Annotated in this window: 13 protein-coding genes; 11 read left to right on the forward strand and 2 right to left on the reverse strand. The window is 63.5% G+C overall.

Annotated features, from left to right (window positions below; all coding sequences use genetic code 11):
- The first annotated feature begins 74 nt into the window (after positions 1-74).
- The 11 genes from JJ918_RS01530 to JJ918_RS01580 all read left to right on the forward strand — a co-directional run bounded on the left by JJ918_RS01530 (position 75) and on the right by JJ918_RS01580 (position 14,527).
- Positions 75-503, forward strand: coding sequence for a TQO small subunit DoxD (locus tag JJ918_RS01530; protein WP_291882374.1), 429 nt, complete (start codon positions 75-77; stop codon positions 501-503).
- 260 nt (positions 504-763) lie between these two features.
- Positions 764-2,188, forward strand: a complete 1,425-nt coding sequence (locus JJ918_RS01535; RefSeq protein ID WP_291882376.1) for a hypothetical protein — start codon at positions 764-766, stop codon at positions 2,186-2,188.
- Positions 2,189-2,272: 84 nt separating this feature from the next.
- Positions 2,273-3,574: a hypothetical protein gene (locus JJ918_RS01540; protein WP_291882378.1), complete on the forward strand. Its 1,302-nt coding sequence runs from the start codon at positions 2,273-2,275 to the stop codon at positions 3,572-3,574.
- A gap of 105 nt (positions 3,575-3,679) precedes the next feature.
- Positions 3,680-4,879: an ADP-forming succinate--CoA ligase subunit beta gene (gene sucC, locus JJ918_RS01545; protein ID WP_291882380.1), complete on the forward strand. Its 1,200-nt coding sequence runs from the start codon at positions 3,680-3,682 to the stop codon at positions 4,877-4,879.
- Entirely contained in the window at positions 4,879-5,787 is a 909-nt protein-coding gene (sucD, locus tag JJ918_RS01550; RefSeq protein WP_291882383.1) for a succinate--CoA ligase subunit alpha, read from the forward strand. Before sucC ends, sucD begins: the two co-directional genes overlap by 1 nt.
- Positions 5,788-6,343: 556 nt before the next feature.
- Complete coding sequence (locus tag JJ918_RS01555; RefSeq protein ID WP_291882384.1) at positions 6,344-6,940, forward strand: Fic family protein; 597 nt, start codon at positions 6,344-6,346, stop codon at positions 6,938-6,940.
- A 215-nt stretch (positions 6,941-7,155) separates the two neighbouring features.
- Positions 7,156-10,137 carry a 2-oxoglutarate dehydrogenase E1 component gene (locus JJ918_RS01560; protein ID WP_291882387.1) on the forward strand — a complete coding sequence of 994 codons (2,982 nt, stop codon included), beginning with the start codon at positions 7,156-7,158 and terminating at the stop codon, positions 10,135-10,137.
- A gap of 38 nt (positions 10,138-10,175) precedes the next feature.
- Positions 10,176-11,744 carry a 2-oxoglutarate dehydrogenase complex dihydrolipoyllysine-residue succinyltransferase gene (gene odhB, locus JJ918_RS01565; protein ID WP_291882390.1) on the forward strand — a complete coding sequence of 523 codons (1,569 nt, stop codon included), beginning with the start codon at positions 10,176-10,178 and terminating at the stop codon, positions 11,742-11,744.
- A gap of 84 nt (positions 11,745-11,828) precedes the next feature.
- Positions 11,829-12,263 (forward strand): hypothetical protein, encoded by a 435-nt coding sequence (locus JJ918_RS01570; protein ID WP_291882393.1) that lies wholly within the window; start codon positions 11,829-11,831, stop codon positions 12,261-12,263.
- Positions 12,264-12,387: 124 nt separating this feature from the next.
- Positions 12,388-13,791, forward strand: a complete 1,404-nt coding sequence (gene lpdA, locus JJ918_RS01575) for a dihydrolipoyl dehydrogenase (protein WP_291882396.1) — start codon at positions 12,388-12,390, stop codon at positions 13,789-13,791.
- A gap of 190 nt (positions 13,792-13,981) precedes the next feature.
- A complete protein-coding gene (locus tag JJ918_RS01580) occupies positions 13,982-14,527 on the forward strand; it encodes a GNAT family protein (RefSeq protein WP_291882399.1) in 546 nt (181 codons plus the stop codon).
- Between the two features lie 6 nt (positions 14,528-14,533).
- On the opposite strand, the gene JJ918_RS01585 is transcribed toward JJ918_RS01580, so the two are convergent.
- Together JJ918_RS01585 and JJ918_RS01590 are read right to left on the reverse strand one after the other, a co-directional pair.
- The gene (locus JJ918_RS01585; RefSeq protein WP_291882402.1) at positions 14,534-14,845 is read right to left on the reverse strand and encodes a transcriptional regulator; all 312 of its coding nucleotides are present in this window, start codon (positions 14,843-14,845) and stop codon (positions 14,534-14,536) included.
- Positions 14,846-15,460 (reverse strand): hypothetical protein, encoded by a 615-nt coding sequence (locus JJ918_RS01590; RefSeq protein ID WP_291882405.1) that lies wholly within the window; start codon positions 15,458-15,460, stop codon positions 14,846-14,848.
- Positions 15,461-16,281 lie beyond the last annotated feature (821 nt).

Consider the following 16,281-nt stretch of genomic DNA (forward strand, 5'->3'; position numbering starts at 1 on the left):
GCCTCGGGCGTAGTCGCTTGCGGGGCGTGTCCGGCTTGGGCATGGTCCGTCCGACAGGATTTCCGGGGGGAAAGATGAACAGCGCCGGCGGAGCCGCCAATGCGGAACGCTTCATGCCCGACTGGCTGGTCGGCGGTCTCCTGCGCCTGGCGCTGGTGCCGGGCCTGTGGCTGTGGGGGCGTGCGCACGCCGCTGCCTGGCCCGGGGTCGACCCGGCCCTGATCCATGCCGCCGAAGTCTGGTCGGTTCCGGTTGTCTCCGCCGCACACCTGGCCCAGATCGCCGTCTGGGGGACGCAGATCTGCGCCGGTCTGCTGCTGATCGGCTTCCTGACGCGCCTGGCGGGATTGATCCTGCTGGCAGCCGCCGGCGTCTATGCCGCGTGGATCGCGCCAGAGGCCTGGCCGGCGACGGCCGTCTTTGCGGCGGCGGCCTTCTACCTGTTTGCCCGGGGCGGCGGGGCTCTGTCGGTCGACGGGGCCATCGTGGCGACGACACGCTAGAGCAACACCATTGAAGCCGGACTGGCCTTTCGAACAGCAGAGCCGGCCCACACTTCTGCGGAAAGCATCCGCATTCATAACTTATGCGTGCGAGGTGTGTGGTAAGCCATGGCTAACCCAGCGCCCGCTAGACCTTGTTCTGCATTTGAATCAAAGGCCCCGCAAATCCTTCGGAGTTTCGTGAAGCATGCTGGCTAGCATCAGGATGTTTCCGTACCGCTCTTTCGAGCCTTGGGAGAACTGCAGGACAGGTCGCCGCCATGGATGTCGAAACGATGAAACGCCTGAAGACCGCGCTCGCCGGGCGTGCTTCGGTCGATATCGGGCACTTCCAGTGGATCAATCTCGATATGGTTCGCGCCGAAGCCGCCGAACAATGGGACAGTCTGCGCGACAAGATCTACGGTGCTGCAGCGCATTTCATCGAGAAACGCCTCGGGCCGAATGATGTGATGGTGCGTTGCCAGGGCGGCTTCATACTTATCTTTGCCGATTATGCCGGCGCCGATGCGGTCGCCCACACCGAAGCGATCTCGCAGGAGCTGAACTGCTTCTTCCTCGGCGACCGCATCCTGCAAAGGCTGGAAATTTCCTCGAAAAGCCAGACCGTCTCGATGGCCGAGCTGGCGGACATGGTCGCGTCGGGCGCGGCCGAGGATAGCCAGGCCGCCGCCGGGGCCCGCCGCAAACCGGTCCGCAAGGACACAAAGACATTGAAGAGTGTCGGCCACTGGCAGGCGCTCAAGCACGAGAAGACTGCCGGGACTGCTGTCTCCTCATCGACCGGTCACTGGCGGGGCGATCTGGCTGGGCTTGACGGGGACGCTCCGGATGATTCCATTTTGGCGCTCTCGGGCGCCGATCCCGCCGACTTCGATGTTGCCGCCAAGCGGTGGTCGCATTCGACCGCCGATCTCTTCTCCGACCTCGACAAGACCTGGGATGACATCGTCTTCATGCCGTCCTGGGATGTGCGCTTCGGTTATATCACCGCCAATTTCTGTCTGGCCCGCCGCAAGTATCATGGCCGCATGCTGTTCGGGCGCGATACGCTGCTGGGCAATGCGGCGCCGGACTTGCACCGGCTGCTCGACCATTCCGTCGCGATCGCCGCCCAGCGCGGCTTCATGCGGCGCTATGCCGAAGGGATGAAGTGCGCCATCGCCATCCCGGTCAATTACGACACGATTATCGGTCCGTCCGACCGGGTGCGCTATTTCTCCATCCTGCAATGCATGCCCCAGAAGGTTCGCAAGTATTTCTACCTGCGGGTCGACAACATCCCCGACGGTGCGCCCCAGGGCCAGATGGAGGAATTGTTCCGTGCCATGCGCTGCTTCGGCTCGAACATCCTCGCCAAGATCCCCGTCGGGACCATCCAGCTCAGCCGTTTCGAGAATTGCGGCATTACCCTGTTTTCCTCCGAGCTGCCGGCGCCGGATGCGACGGGACATATCAAGGAAAACGTGCTCAAGCAGTTGACCGCCGAGGCGGTGTCGATCGAGCGCTTCGGTGCCCGCGGCTGTCTGACCAATGTGGCGACGTTCGAACAGCTCGACGCCGGCCTGAATGCCGGCTTCCAGGTGTTCATCGGCGATGCGGTCGGCGAGGCCTCGACCCTGCCGGTGCCGTTGCAGCCCTGCCTGCTCGACGATCTGCGCGACCGGGCCAGCGACGCCGCCTGACGCGGCTTGCGCAGGCTTACCGATTGGCAAGACCTTGCAGACTAGCCTTGCGGCGCGGGATCGGGTCCCCGGGGAAGCGCTGCCATGTCGCCGGAACTCAAGAACAAGCTGAAGAGCGTGCTGGCGGGGCGCAGCTCCGTCGATATGGGGCAATTCCAGTTCCTCAATCTCGACCGGGTGCGCGACGAGGCCGGCGAGGACTGGCCACGCCTGCGCGACAAGATCTACGAGGTCGCGGCCCACTTCATCGAGAAACGCATCGATGCGGCCGATGTCGTGATCCGCTGCCGCGGCGGTTTCATGATCGTGTTCGCGACCCTCGATCCGGCGGCGGCCGAGGCCCAGGTCACCGGCATCGCCGCCGAGCTGGAGCGCTTCTTCCTCGGCGACCGGCGGCTGGAGATGATTGAACTCGTCGCCGATGCGCGCAGCGTGACCACGGCCGAACTGCTGGAGATTGTCGCCCAGGCGCAGGAAGAGTCCCGTGCGGCTGCGGAGCCGGCGCCGGAGGACAAGGCCGGGGCCGCGCGAGAGACGGCGCCGCGCTGGCAGGCCGTCGAGGCGGGTACGAAGAAATCCGCCGGTGCCGCTGTCCGGCCCGCGCCTTCGGCCGCCGGTGGGCTACCCTGGGACAGTATCGTCTTCCGGCCGGTCTGGGATGCTAGGCGCGGCGCGCTGATCCACAATGTCTGCATCGCCCGCCGGTCGGTGAACGGGTTTGCGGTCCACGGGCGCGACACGCTGATGGGACGCGACGAGCCGGAATTGCATCACATGCTGGACATGGCCGTCGCCCGCGCCGCCCAGCGCGGCTTCCAGAAGGCCCGGGCGGCCGGCGGTCCCTGCGCCGTGGTGGTCCCGGTCCACCATGCCACGCTGGTGACGGTGTCGCGGCGTCTGGACTATATCGGCGTGCTGCAGTCGGTTCCTGAACCGATGCGCCGCTTTTTCCGGCTGCGGATCGAGGGCGTGCCTGCCGGCGCGCCGATCGGCCGCACCCAGGAAATCTTCCGCTCGCTGAAACCGCTGGCCGCCGAACGGATGGTCAAACTGCCATTCGGCGATATCGATCTGCAGCGCTTCGAAGGCTGCGGGGTCGGTGTATTCGATGCGGATACGCCATCGCGCATCAATGAGGGCGGACCCGACGAGACGCAGGTCGCGGCGCTGACCGACTGGACCGCCTCGGCCCAGGCCATGAAGGCGGAAACGGCGCTGGCCGAAGTCGAAAACGCGGGTTTCCTGCAGGTCGCGATTGCAGCGGGCGTGCGGTATTTCTCCGGCGCCGCGATTGCTCCGGATGCGGAATTGCCCTGCTCGCCCATGGCGCTGCCGCTGTCCCGGATCGTCGAAAACGCCGGCAGTCCGGACCGCCGTCCGGCCTAGTCCGGCGCGGCGCAGGCGAATGCGTTGCGCTTGGCCGGGCCAGTGTTATAAGGCGGGTCCTGTCTGGCCATTTCTTCGCTTTTATCCTCCCGCGAGGCCCCATCTATGAATATTCATGAACATCAGGCGAAAGCCGTCCTGAAGACCTTCGGTGCACCGGTTGCCGAGGGCGTTGCCATCTTCTCCGCCGACGAGGCCGCAGCTGCGGCCGACAAACTGCCCGGACCGCTCTGGGTGGTGAAGTCGCAGATCCATGCCGGCGGTCGCGGCAAGGGCAAGTTCAAGGAACTTGGCCCGGATGCCAAAGGCGGCGTGCGCCTGGCCTTCTCCAAGGACGAGGTGATCGCCCACGCCAGGGAAATGCTCGGCAATACGCTGGTGACGCACCAGACGGGCCCCGAGGGCAAGCAAGTCAACCGCCTCTACATCGAGGACGGTGCCGATATCTCCCGCGAACTGTACTGCTCGCTGCTGGTGAACCGCGAGACCGGCAAGGTCGCTTTCGTGGTGTCCACCGAGGGCGGCATGGATATCGAGCAGGTCGCGCACGACACGCCGGAAAAGATCCACACGATCGACATCGATCCGGAATATGGTGTCACCCAGGGCGATGCCGTGAAGATCGCCGAAGCGCTGCACCTGCATGACGTCGCCCGCGACGACATGATGGAACTGGCCCCGACACTCTACAAGGCCTTCACCGAGAAGGACATGTCGCTGCTCGAGATCAACCCGCTGATCGTGATGGAAAACCATCACCTGCGCGTGCTCGACGCCAAGGTCTCCTTCGACGGCAATGCGCTGTTCCGTCATCCGGACATCATGGAACTGCGCGACACCACCGAAGAGGACGCCAAGGAAATCGAGGCCTCCAAGTACGACCTCGCCTATGTGGCGCTGGACGGCAATATCGGCTGCATGGTCAACGGCGCGGGCCTGGCCATGGCGACGATGGACATCATCAAGCTCTACGGCGCCGAGCCGGCGAACTTCCTCGATGTCGGGGGCGGCGCGTCCAAGGAGAAGGTCACCGCGGCCTTCAAGATCATCACCGCCGACAAGAATGTGAAGGGCATCCTGGTCAACATCTTCGGCGGCATCATGCGCTGCGACGTGATCGCGGAAGGCGTGGTTGCGGCCGTCAAGGAGGTGGGCCTTCAGGTGCCGCTGGTCGTGCGCCTGGAAGGCACGAATGTCGAAAAGGGCAAGCAGATCATCAATGAAAGCGGTCTCAACGTGATCGCCGCCGACGATCTCGACGACGCCGCCCAGAAGATTGTCGCCGCCGTGAAGGAGGCCGAATAATGTCGATCATCGTCGATAAGAACACCAAGGTCATCGTCCAGGGCCTGACCGGCAAGACGGGCACCTTCCACACCGAACAGGCGCTGCAATACTACGGCACGCAGATGGTCGCCGGCGTGCACCCGAAGAAGGGCGGCGAAAGCTGGACCTCGGGTCTCGACGCCTCCGCCGAACTGCCGATCTTCGCCACTGTGGGCGAGGCCAAGGAAGCCACCGGCGCCGACGCGTCCGTGATCTATGTGCCGCCGGCCGGTGCCGGTGCCGCGATCATCGAGGCGATCGATGCTGAAATCCCGTTCATCGTCTGCATCACCGAAGGCATTCCGGTGATGGACATGGTCAAGGTCAAGGCGAAGCTGGACAAGTCCAAGTCGATGCTGCTGGGTCCGAACTGCCCGGGCATCCTGACGCCGGAAGAGTGCAAGATCGGCATCATGCCGGGCCAGATCTTCAAGAAGGGTTCGGTGGGCGTCGTCTCGCGTTCGGGCACGCTGACCTATGAAGCCGTGTTCCAGACCTCCCAGGTCGGCCTCGGCCAGACCACGGCGGTGGGTATCGGTGGCGACCCGGTGAAGGGCACCGAATTCATCGACGTGCTGGAGAAATTCCTGGCCGACGACGAGACCCAGTCGATCATCATGATCGGCGAGATCGGCGGTTCTGCCGAGGAAGACGCCGCGCAATTCCTGGCCGACGAAGCCAAGAAGGGCCGCAAGAAGCCGACCGTCGGCTTCATCGCCGGCCGCACGGCGCCTCCGGGCCGCACGATGGGCCATGCCGGTGCCATCGTCTCCGGCGGCAAGGGCGGTGCGGAAGACAAGATCGCGGCCATGGAAGCGGCCGGCATCAAGGTCTCCCCGTCCCCGGCCCGCCTCGGCACCACGCTGGCGGAGCTGCTGAAGGGCTAGGCTCTCTCAGCAACGACACCGAAAACAAGCCGCGCTCCGGGTCTCCGGGGCGCGGTTTTTCGCTTTTCGCAGAGTCGCTTAGCTCAGTACAAAATTTGCGCACGCATATACGAAATTTTGAGGTGGCGAAATCTATGGGTGAGGCGTAGAATCTCAGTGTTGGCTAGTGATTTGGGATGTCTGCGGAAAGGGTGGCAGGCAGGTCTTGTTCTCACTCAGGGGTGGAAATGCCAACTCGGGAATCTTAGATGATCCTTTACGATTCTCGTTCGAACTAGAGGGATTAGAATTTGGAGCACCGTCATGGCTGAACGTAAATCGGTTGCTAGCCCGGCGCCGTCGAGACCGGAACTTGAGAGCCTTCTTGAGGATGCGCGAGCTCGTAAGATCACGGATGATGAACTTCGAGAGCAGCGCGCGAGTTTTGCGTTTGGGAATGCGCCTGCAGGTTCCACAATCACAAAAGAGTCTGCTCGCAACGCTTCGCGCACGGTTAGATTGATTCCCGTGTAAGAATCGATAACTATCGGGACCCGCTACAAGCGGGTCCTTTTTTATGATTGTCACCGAGCATCAAGATTCAGATTTTTATCAAGCTCTTACCGAGCGAAATCTACTTCGACAGTATGATTTGCTTACGAATTTTATTGAAATAGGTATTCGCCAAGGGCCGACCGCCATAGACAAATATATGCTCTGGTCTCTAAATCATGCGGCGGTTTCAGGGATTTGCCAATTCGGTGGAAGGTTTAGAGAAGAGCCTATCTATGTGGGCGGGCACCGCCCGCCCCACTTCAGCGATGTCCCGGAGCCGATGGACCGGTTTATTTCTTTCATACATGAAAATTGGCACAATCAAACAGCCACTCAGCTGGCAGCATACGCTTTATGGCGATTAAACTGGATACACCCTTTCATCGAAGGGAATGGGCGAACCGCTAGGGCCGTTTGCTACTATCTGCTCTGTGTTCACAACGGAACATTGTTGCCGGGGAATAAGATTGTACCCGAACGAATCCGAGAAAATCGACAACCATATTACGACGCGTTGAGGCAAGTGGATGCTTCTTGGGAAGCGGGCGATCTTGAGCCGGCCCCTATGGAAACTTATCTCGCGGGTGTCTTGGCGGCACAATTACGCAACGACGATTAGTCGCTCGTACACGTTTTCAGAAACTTTGCCAAAAAGAACCGCGCTTCGGGCATCGGGGGCGTGTGCTATCGGCGAGCTGTCATCTCTGTCACCAACTTGTCAGCAGACCGGGGAAAAACGGTACTGTTCGTTGGACATCCGTCCTAGATGATTGCTTAACCGTCCTTGTGTAGCGACGCATACAGACACACTCCTGACTCAGGCCATCTCCCCCAATGTCTGACCAAAGCCGATCCCCCGAAAACCAGTCCTTCCTGGACACGTCATTCCTGCAGGGCGCCAACGCCGTCTATCTCGAACAGATGGCCGCCGCCTATGCCAGGGACCCGAACTCGGTGCCGCCGAGCTGGAAAGCCTTCTTCGACGCCATGGGCGATGCCCCGGCCGATGCGAGCCATGCGGCGCGCGGCCCGGCGTGGAAACGGCCCGGCTGGCCGAAGGCGGCCAATGGCGATCTGGTCTCGGCGCTGGGCGATATCGGTCCGGACGAGGCGGCGATGGTCGACCGGGTCGCCGAGCATGTTGCTGCGGCCAGCCCGGGCGCCGACCCGGCGGAAATCCGCCGTGCGACGCAGAATTCCATCCGCGCCATCATGATGATCCGCGCCTACCGCATGCGCGGCCACCTGGCGGCCGATCTCGACCCGCTGGGGCTGACGGATTTCGGCTATCAGGCGGAACTGGATCCGGCGACCTACGGCTTTACCGGGGCGGCGCTGGACGAAGAAGTCTTCATCGACGGCTATCTCGGCCTCGAGACCGCCACGCCGCGCCAGATGCTCGACATCCTCAAGCGCACCTATTGCGGCCCGATCGGTGTCGAGTTCATGCACATCTCCAACCCCGAGGAAAAAGCCTGGCTGCAGGCGCGTTTCGAGGGGCCGGACAAGGACATCACCTTCACGCCCGAGGGCAAGGTGGCGATCCTGTCCAAGCTGATCGAGACAGAGCGTTTCGAGCAATTCCTGCACAAGCGCTATCCGGGCACCAAGCGTTTCGGTGCCGATGGCGGCGAGGCGATGGTTCCGGCGCTGGAACAGATCATCAAGCGCGGCGGCGCGATGGGTGTCGAGGACATCATCATCGGCATGCCGCACCGCGGCCGCCTGAACATTCTGGCCGCCGTGATGGGCAAGCCCTATCACCAGATCTTCCACGAATTCCAGGGCGGCAATACCCAGGGCGAGGAAGAGTTCGGTTCCGGCGACGTGAAATACCATCTCGGCGCCTCCTCGGACCGCGAGTTCGACGGCAACAAGGTGCACCTGTCGCTGACCGCCAACCCGTCCCATCTGGAAGCGGTCGATCCGGTCGTGCTGGGCAAGGCCCGCGCCAAGCAGGAAGAGAATTGCCGCAAGGCCCCGGGCACGCCGCGCTCCTCGGTGCTGCCGCTGCTGCTGCACGGCGATGCGGCCTTTGCCGGCCAGGGCATGGTGGCCGAGTGCTTCGGTCTCTCCGGCCTGCGCGGCCACCGCACGGGCGGCGCGATCCATTTCATCGTCAACAACCAGATCGGTTTCACCACCGACCCGAAGGACAGCCGGTCCAGCCCCTATCCGTCGGATGTGGCGCTGATGGTCCAGGCGCCGATCTTCCACGTGAATGGCGACGATCCGGAAGCCGTCACTCACGCCACCAAGATCGCGACGGAATACCGCCAGCTGTTCGGCAAGGACGTGGTGATCGACATGATCTGCTACCGCCGCTACGGCCACAATGAGGGCGACGATCCAACCTTCACCCAGCCGATCATGTACCGCATCATCAAGGATATGCCGCCGGTGCGGAAAAAGTACCAGGACCGGCTGATGGAAGAAGGTGTGATCACAGCGGCCGAAGCCGAGGCGATCGAGAACGAGTTCGACACCTTCCTGGAAAACGAGTTCGACGCCGGCAAGGAATTCGAGCCGAAGAAGGCCGACTGGCTGGACGGCCGCTGGTCGGGCCTGGGCCTGCCCGAGGATGACGAGCGCCGCGGCGAGACCTCGGCCACGATCGAGCGCCTCAAGGCGGTCGGCGAGGCGATGACCCGCATACCGAACGATATCAACATCCACCGCACGCTGAAGCGGGTCATCAATGGCCGGCGCGAGGCGATCGAGCAGGGTGAGGGCATCGACTGGGCGACGGCCGAGCACCTCGCTTTCGGCACGCTGCTGACCGAAGGCTTCCCGGTGCGCCTGTCCGGCCAGGATTGCGGCCGCGGCACCTTCTCGCAGCGTCACTCGCACATCATCGACCAGGAAACGGCCGAGCGTTACACGCCGCTGAACAATCTGGCGCCCGAGCAGAAGAAGTATGAAGTCATCGACTCGATGCTGTCCGAAGAGGCGGTGCTGGGTTTCGAATACGGCTACTCGCTCTCGGCGCCGAACACGCTGGTGATGTGGGAAGCCCAGTTCGGCGATTTCGTGAACGGCGCCCAGGTGATCATCGACCAGTTCATCTCGTCCGGTGAGCGCAAATGGCTGCGCATGTCCGGCCTGGTGATGTTGCTGCCGCACGGCTATGAGGGTCAGGGTCCCGAGCACTCTTCGGCACGCCCAGAGCGCTTCCTGCAGCTGTGCGCGGAAGACAATATGCAGGTCGCCAACTGCTCCACGCCGGCCAATTATTTCCACATCCTGCGCCGGCAGATCCACCGTAATTTCCGCTCGCCGCTGGTGATCATGACGCCGAAGAGTCTTCTGCGTCACAAGCGCTGCGTCTCGACGCTCGCCGCGATGGGGCCGGGTTCCTCCTTCCACCGCGTCCTGTGGGACGATGCCGACGAGAAGCGGCCTGAAGGCGAGATCCGCCAGACCTCGATCAAGCTTCAGGCTGACGAGAAGATCCGCCGCGTCGTGATGTGTACGGGCAAGGTCTATTACGATCTTCTGGAAACCCGTGAGGAACGCGGCATCGACGACATCTACCTGATGCGGGTGGAACAGCTCTATCCCTTCCCGTACAAGGCGGCGATGGCCGAACTGGCGCGTTTCCCGAACGCCGAAGTCGTGTGGTGCCAGGAAGAGCCGCGCAATATGGGCTACTGGACTTTCGTCGAGCCCAATATCGAATACGTCCTTGGCAAGGTCGAGGGCCAGGCGGAGCGGCCGCGCTATGTCGGCCGCGCGCCGACCGCCTCGACGGCGACCGGCATCGCCGCCAAGCACAAGCAGCAACAGGAAGCCCTGGTCGACGAAGCCCTCGCCTAGGGCGCGCGATCATTCTCTTTGACAGAGGAAGAACCGACATGACCGATATCACCGTTCCGCAGCTCGGCGAGAGTGTCACCGAAGCCACGGTGGGCAGCTGGCAGGTGAAGACCGGCGATGCCGTCTCCAAGGACGATGTCCTGGTCGAGCTGGAAACCGACAAGGTCGCCGTCGAGGTCCGCGCCGAGGAAGACGGCGTGATGGGTGAAATCTCCGCCCAGGAAGGCGATACGGTCGAGATCGGCGCCAAGCTGGGCGTGCTCGATGCCGGCGGCAAGGGTGCCGGCAAAGGCAGCGACAAGGATAGCGGCAAGGCTGACGAGAAGCCGGCAAAGCCCGATGAGGGCAAGAAGGCGTCCAAGTCAGACGACAAGCCGGCCGATGCCGGCAAGGGCGGTGAGACGGTCGAGGCGACCGTGCCGCAAATGGGTGAAAGCGTCACCGAGGGCACGATCGGCTCCTGGCTGGTGAAGGTCGGCGACACGGTCGAGATCGACCAGGCGCTGGTCGAGATCGAGACCGACAAGGTGGCCGTCGAAGTGCCGTCGCCTGTGGCCGGCAAGGTCGCCGAACTGCTGGTCGGCGAGGGCGATACCGTGTCTCCGGGCGATGCCGTCGCAAAGATCGCGGAAGGCGCCGGCGACTCGGCAGCGGCCTCTTCGGACAGCCAGGACGACAGCAAGGCTGAAACCGCTTCGGGCGGCGACAAGAAGGCCATGCCGTCGGCCTCGCGCGTGATCGAGGAGAACAAGCTGGATGCCGGCTCCATCGAGGGCTCCGGCAAGGATGGCCGCATCACCAAGGGCGATGCGCTGAAGGCCGCGGAAGCCGCCAGCAAGGCCTCGACCTCGGCCCCGGCTCCCGCGCCGTCTGCTCCGGCCCCGTCTGCCGCGCCGCGTGAAACCGGTCCGCGCGAGGAACGCGTCCGCATGACGCGTCTGCGCCAGACGATCGCGAAGCGCCTTAAGGATGCCCAGAATTCCGCGGCGATCCTGACCACCTATAACGAGGCCGACATGTCGGCCATCATGGCCGCCCGCAAGGCCCACCAGGACGCCTTCGTTGCCAAGCACGACGTGAAGCTCGGCTTCATGAGCTTCTTCATCAAGGCCTGTGTTTCGGCGCTTAAGAAAATCCCGGCGGTCAATGCCGAGATCGACGGCACCGATATCATCTACAAGAATTACTACGACATGGGCGTGGCGGTCGGTACCGACCGGGGCCTCGTCGTGCCGGTCGTGCGCGATGCCGACCAGATGTCGCTGGCCGAGATCGAGAAGGAAATCATCCGTCTGGGCAAGCGTGCCCGCGACGGCAAGCTCTCGATCGAGGAGATGCAGGGTGCGACCTTCACCCTCTCCAATGGCGGCGTCTACGGCTCGCTGATGTCGATGCCGATCCTCAACGCCCCGCAATCGGGCATTCTGGGCATGCACAAGATCCAGGAGCGCCCGGTCGCCGAGAACGGCCAGGTCGTGATCAAGCCGATGATGTATCTGGCGCTGAGCTATGACCACCGCATCGTCGACGGCAAGGAAGCGGTGACCTTCCTTGTCCGCGTGAAGGAAAACCTGGAAGACCCGCAGCGCATGCTGTTCGACCTCTAGGTCAGCAAGGTCTTCACAGGCCAAAATTTCTTTATTCCGCGAGCTCCCGCCGGATTGGGTTAAGCCTTCCGGCGGGAGTTTTTCATGCGTGCAACCACTGCGTTCTCGACCCTCTTCAAGGGGTTGGTCGTTCTCCGGGTCAGTTATGCGGTGCTGCTGTTCAGCGGCACGATGGCCTTCCGGCTCAGTGGAGACGGTCCCTTCGACATCGACGAGCACGTGGCGGCTATGCTGCGCAGCTTCCCGCTCTGGTATTTCCTGGTGTGGGGCGGGTTCGTCGGCGGCTACGCGCTTGCTGCGCTCATGCTGCTCTTGCGCTCCTGGCTGGCCCTGCCCGTCTATGCGATCGCCTTCACGGTCGACTTCCTCCTCTCGCTCTACTGGTTCCAGCAGCCGGGCATGGACCGGGCCTATTCCGGCAGCGCCAATCTGGTCGAATGGGGGCTCAATGCCTTCGACCTCACCGTCATCGCCGTCCTGGTCCTCGCCGGATCCGTGTTCACGCGCGATCCCGACTGATCCGTGCATGCCTGCCTTGCGCGAGAAGCTGCCAATCGGGGCAGATCGGGCCTTACTTTTGCGCACGATCATGGGCATATAGGCTGCAAGTCCGACCGATCATTCCAGCTTTTGCGAGGCGACCATGTCCGAACCCTACGACGTCGTGATCATCGGGGGTGGCCCCGGTGGCTATAACTGCGCCATCCGTGCCGGCCAGCTGGGCCTCAAGGTGGCCATCGTGGAGAAGCGCGGCCGCCTCGGCGGCACCTGCCTGAATGTCGGCTGCATCCCCTCGAAAGCCTTGCTGCACGCGTCCGAACTCTATGAGGCGGCGGACAAGGAATTTGCCGGCCTGGGCATCAAGACCGGCGGTCTGGAACTCGATCTGCCGCAAATGCTCAAGCAGAAGGACGAGGCCGTCGACGGCCTGACCAAGGGCATCGAATTCCTGATGAAAAAGAACAAGGTCGACTATCTCGTCGGCAAGGGCCGCATCGCCGGTTCGGGCAAGGTCGAGGTGGAGACCGAGGACGGCAAGCAGACGCTCGACACCAAGCATATCGTGATCGCGACCGGCTCTGAAGTGACGCCGCTGCCGGGGGTCGAGATCGACGAGAAGCGGGTGGTGTCGTCCACCGGGGCACTGTCGCTGGAGAAAGTCCCCGGCAAGCTGGTGCTGATCGGCGCCGGCGTGATCGGGCTGGAATTGGGTTCTGTCTGGCGCCGCCTGGGTGCGGACGTGACGGTCGTCGAATATCTCGACCGTATCCTGCCGGGCATGGATGGCGAGCTGGCCAAGAACGCCCAGCGCATCTTTGCCAAGCAGGGCATGGAATTCCACCTGTCCACCAAGGTCACCGGCGTCGACGCTTCGGATGCGGACATGCTGAAAGTGACGATCGAGCCGGCCGAAGGCGGCGAGGCCAAGACGCTGGAAGCCGATACGGTTCTGGTCTGCATCGGCCGCCGTCCCTACACCGAAGGCCTAGGGCTGGAAAATGTCGGTATCGAGACCGACAAGCGCGGCGTGATCGCCAATGACCACTTCCGCACCTCTGCGGAGAATGTCTGGGTGATCGGCGACTGCACCAGCGGTCCGATGCTGGCCCACAAGGCCGAGGATGAAGGCACGGCCTGCGCGGAACGCATCGCCGGCAAGGCGGGGCATGTGAATTATGGCGTCATTCCGGGCGTCGTTTACACGGCGCCGGAAATCGCCGCGGTCGGCAAGACCGAGGAAGAGCTCAAGGCGGAAGGCCGCAAGTACAAGAAGGGCAAATTCCCCTTCCAGGCCAATTCCCGGGCGCGCACCAATCACCAGACCGAAGGCTTCGTGAAGATCCTGGCCGATGCCGAGACCGACGAAATCCTCGGGGCCCACATGATCGGGGCCAATGTCGGTGAGATGATTGCCGAGATCTGCCTCGCCATGGAATTCCAGGCGGCGTCCGAAGATATCGCCCGCACCTGCCATCCTCACCCGACCCTGACCGAGGCGATCCGCCAGGCGGCCATGGGTGTGGAAGGCTGGACCATGCAGGCCTGATGCAGCTGCACGGCCCCGGCAGTGTCGCAAAGCCGACGTGAAGCCCGCCTAGACTCTGCGTGATTCGCCCTTGTGGTGGACTGCGATAGAGGCACCGGCGGGATTTCCGGCGGACAAGCAGGCCCGTTTCGGGCACAATCAAACGGACGTCCCGGGCGGCTGGCTGGCCGCCGGGACGCAAGGCCGGGACATGGACCAAGCGCTGATGCCGACACAGATCGAAATCGCTTCGCCGCGCCTGCGGCTGGTCGCGCTGGACCCGCGCCTGGCGGCTCTGCAGGTTAATGACCGTCAGGCCTTTTTCGACGCGCTCGAGGTCGAGCCCGAGCCGTCCTGGCCGCCGGAGCTGACCGACGAGACGGCCATGCGCCGGCTGTGCGAGACACTGGAGGCTCACCCGGAGCAGACCGGCTGGCGGGCCTGGGTCTTCATCTCGCCCGTCATGCACCGCCTGCTTGGCAGCGGCGGCTTCATGGGGGCGCCGGACGCCGACGGTGTGGTGGAGATCGGCTATTCCATGCTGACCTCCTGGCGCGAGCAGGGGCTGGCGACCGAGGCGGTCAACACGCTCCTGCAATGGGCCTATTCCCACGACACGGTAAAACAGGTGGTCGCCCACACGCCCGACGATCGCGATGCCGCGCACCGGGTGCTGGAAAAGGCCGGTTTCGTGCAGGCGGGTCATGAGGGCGATGTGATCGCCTGGACCCATGAGCGCAGCCGGCTGGCGGCCTGATCCGTCTCAGTTTTCAGGCGTGTCGCCGAGCAGTGTCCGCAGCTGGTCGAGATAGGCCAGCCAGGCCTTTCGGCCCGCCCCTGTCAGCGCGGCGCGGGTCTGGGGCTTGCGGTCGACAAAGCTTTTCTCGACCGACACATAGCCCGCATCTTCCAGCTTTCTCAGATGGACCGAGAGATTGCCGTCGCTGGCACCGGTCTTCTGCTTGATCTCGGCGAAGGTGGCGCTGCTGGCCGCCGAAAGCAGCGCCATGATGCCCAGGCGCAGGCGGCCATGGATCGTCTCGTCGATCCGGGAGGCGTCGAATTCGGCACCCATCTATGCCGCCTCGCCGGCCGGTTCCCCGCGCAGCAGAATGACGCCGGGCACGATGGCCAGGATCGCCACCGCGGCGGCGCTGAACAGGTAGAGCTCCGGCGTGCCGGCCAGACTCATCCCGCCACCGCAGGCCAGCCAGGCAATGATCGACATCGGCCGCATCCAGCGTGGTCCGCCCAGGCTGGCAGACACCCAGAAGGAGACGCCATAGCCGCCGAAGGCGACCAGCGGGATGGTGTCGAACAGGATCATGTCGCCCCGTCCCAGCACCAGTGCCACAACAGCCCCGATGGCATAGGCGGCGACCAGCCACATCACCCCGTGCCACACCGCGCTCTCACCGCGATTGTTCACTGCGCCCGTACCGGGCTTGTTGCGCAGGCTGCGGCCGAGAAGGGCGGTGCCCGTCATGCCGATCAGCCCGTAGGCCATCCAGACAAAGCCCACCAGGTTCGGATCGATTCCGGCCTGGCCGGTGATGATGAACCAGTGGGCCAGAAGCGCAGGCGCGGCGAGCCCGCCCCACCAGATGAAGAAACGCCCGGCGAGGGACGGCGCCTGCTGTCCGGCTTCGGCTACAGAGCGCAGATAGGCAAGATCGGCATCGTTAGACATATCTTTCTCCAAGAACTTTACAAAGCAAAGTACACGGATATGGGAGAAGTGCAAGCGCGGGATTTCGGGGTGGGTTGTTGTGGGCCGGGGCGGCAGGGCAGAGAGGTGGGCGTTTGTGTGTCTGGCTGCTTTGGTCCGCTCTCCCTCACTTTCTCCATTTTCCCCGGCCCCCGTGCCGCGGCCCGGCTGAGCCTGCGCCTGAAACGCCGCCAGACCCCGGAACACGTCCGGGGAAAGCAGCTCTCTCTTTCTTCCCCACGCTGTGGGGAAGTGGGCCCTCCATAGCCTTGGCGAAGGAGGGGTCGAAGGGGCCGGCGCGTCAGCGCCGGGAGGCGGTTAAGCCTGAAACCCCGCCAGACCGCGGAATAAATCCGGGGAAAGCGGAAGTGTTCATTTCAACCTCTTCCATTTTTCCCGGATGAAAGCCTGCGCAGGCAGGCTGCAGATCCGGGATCTACCGACCGGCGTGAAGCGTGAGCCGCGTCCAGTCGGTCCCGGACAGCGCTGCGCGCTTCCGGGAAAAATCGTGTGTGTTTGGAGATGAGGAAGCACGAAATCCTCCACGGCGCTGGGCGCCTGGAGCTATGAGAGGGGTGCGGGATGCACGGCGGACATCTGGTGTCCGATTTGAAGCTTTGGTGGAGATGCCCGAGGCATCCCGCACGCGGAGATTTACCCGGATCCCTTGCGGGTTCCGTCTCGAAACCTGCAGGCACGGGCCGGTCGAGCTTTGTGCCGGTGTCCCCGCAGATGGCCACGCCGGAGCCTGATGCTGTCACCCACCAGGCGCGGACGAGCTCCGCACGCTCCCGGGCACAAGG

Origin of the sequence: Maricaulis sp. (assembly GCF_017642925.1) — a bacterium.
Lineage (GTDB): Bacteria > Pseudomonadota > Alphaproteobacteria > Caulobacterales > Maricaulaceae > Maricaulis.

Coding starts and splice junctions, on each gene's coding strand:
- lpdA (WP_291882396.1), top strand. CDS start 12,388: ATGTCCGAACCCTACGACGTCGTGATCATCGGGGGTGGCCCCGGTGGC.
- JJ918_RS01530 (WP_291882374.1), top strand. CDS start 75: ATGAACAGCGCCGGCGGAGCCGCCAATGCGGAACGCTTCATGCCCGAC.
- JJ918_RS01590 (WP_291882405.1), bottom strand. CDS start 15,460: ATGTCTAACGATGCCGATCTTGCCTATCTGCGCTCTGTAGCCGAAGCC.
- odhB (WP_291882390.1), top strand. CDS start 10,176: ATGACCGATATCACCGTTCCGCAGCTCGGCGAGAGTGTCACCGAAGCC.
- sucC (WP_291882380.1), top strand. CDS start 3,680: ATGAATATTCATGAACATCAGGCGAAAGCCGTCCTGAAGACCTTCGGT.
- JJ918_RS01585 (WP_291882402.1), bottom strand. CDS start 14,845: ATGGGTGCCGAATTCGACGCCTCCCGGATCGACGAGACGATCCATGGC.
- JJ918_RS01555 (WP_291882384.1), top strand. CDS start 6,344: ATGATTGTCACCGAGCATCAAGATTCAGATTTTTATCAAGCTCTTACC.
- JJ918_RS01570 (WP_291882393.1), top strand. CDS start 11,829: ATGCGTGCAACCACTGCGTTCTCGACCCTCTTCAAGGGGTTGGTCGTT.
- sucD (WP_291882383.1), top strand. CDS start 4,879: ATGTCGATCATCGTCGATAAGAACACCAAGGTCATCGTCCAGGGCCTG.
- JJ918_RS01580 (WP_291882399.1), top strand. CDS start 13,982: ATGGACCAAGCGCTGATGCCGACACAGATCGAAATCGCTTCGCCGCGC.
- JJ918_RS01560 (WP_291882387.1), top strand. CDS start 7,156: ATGTCTGACCAAAGCCGATCCCCCGAAAACCAGTCCTTCCTGGACACG.
- JJ918_RS01540 (WP_291882378.1), top strand. CDS start 2,273: ATGTCGCCGGAACTCAAGAACAAGCTGAAGAGCGTGCTGGCGGGGCGC.
- JJ918_RS01535 (WP_291882376.1), top strand. CDS start 764: ATGGATGTCGAAACGATGAAACGCCTGAAGACCGCGCTCGCCGGGCGT.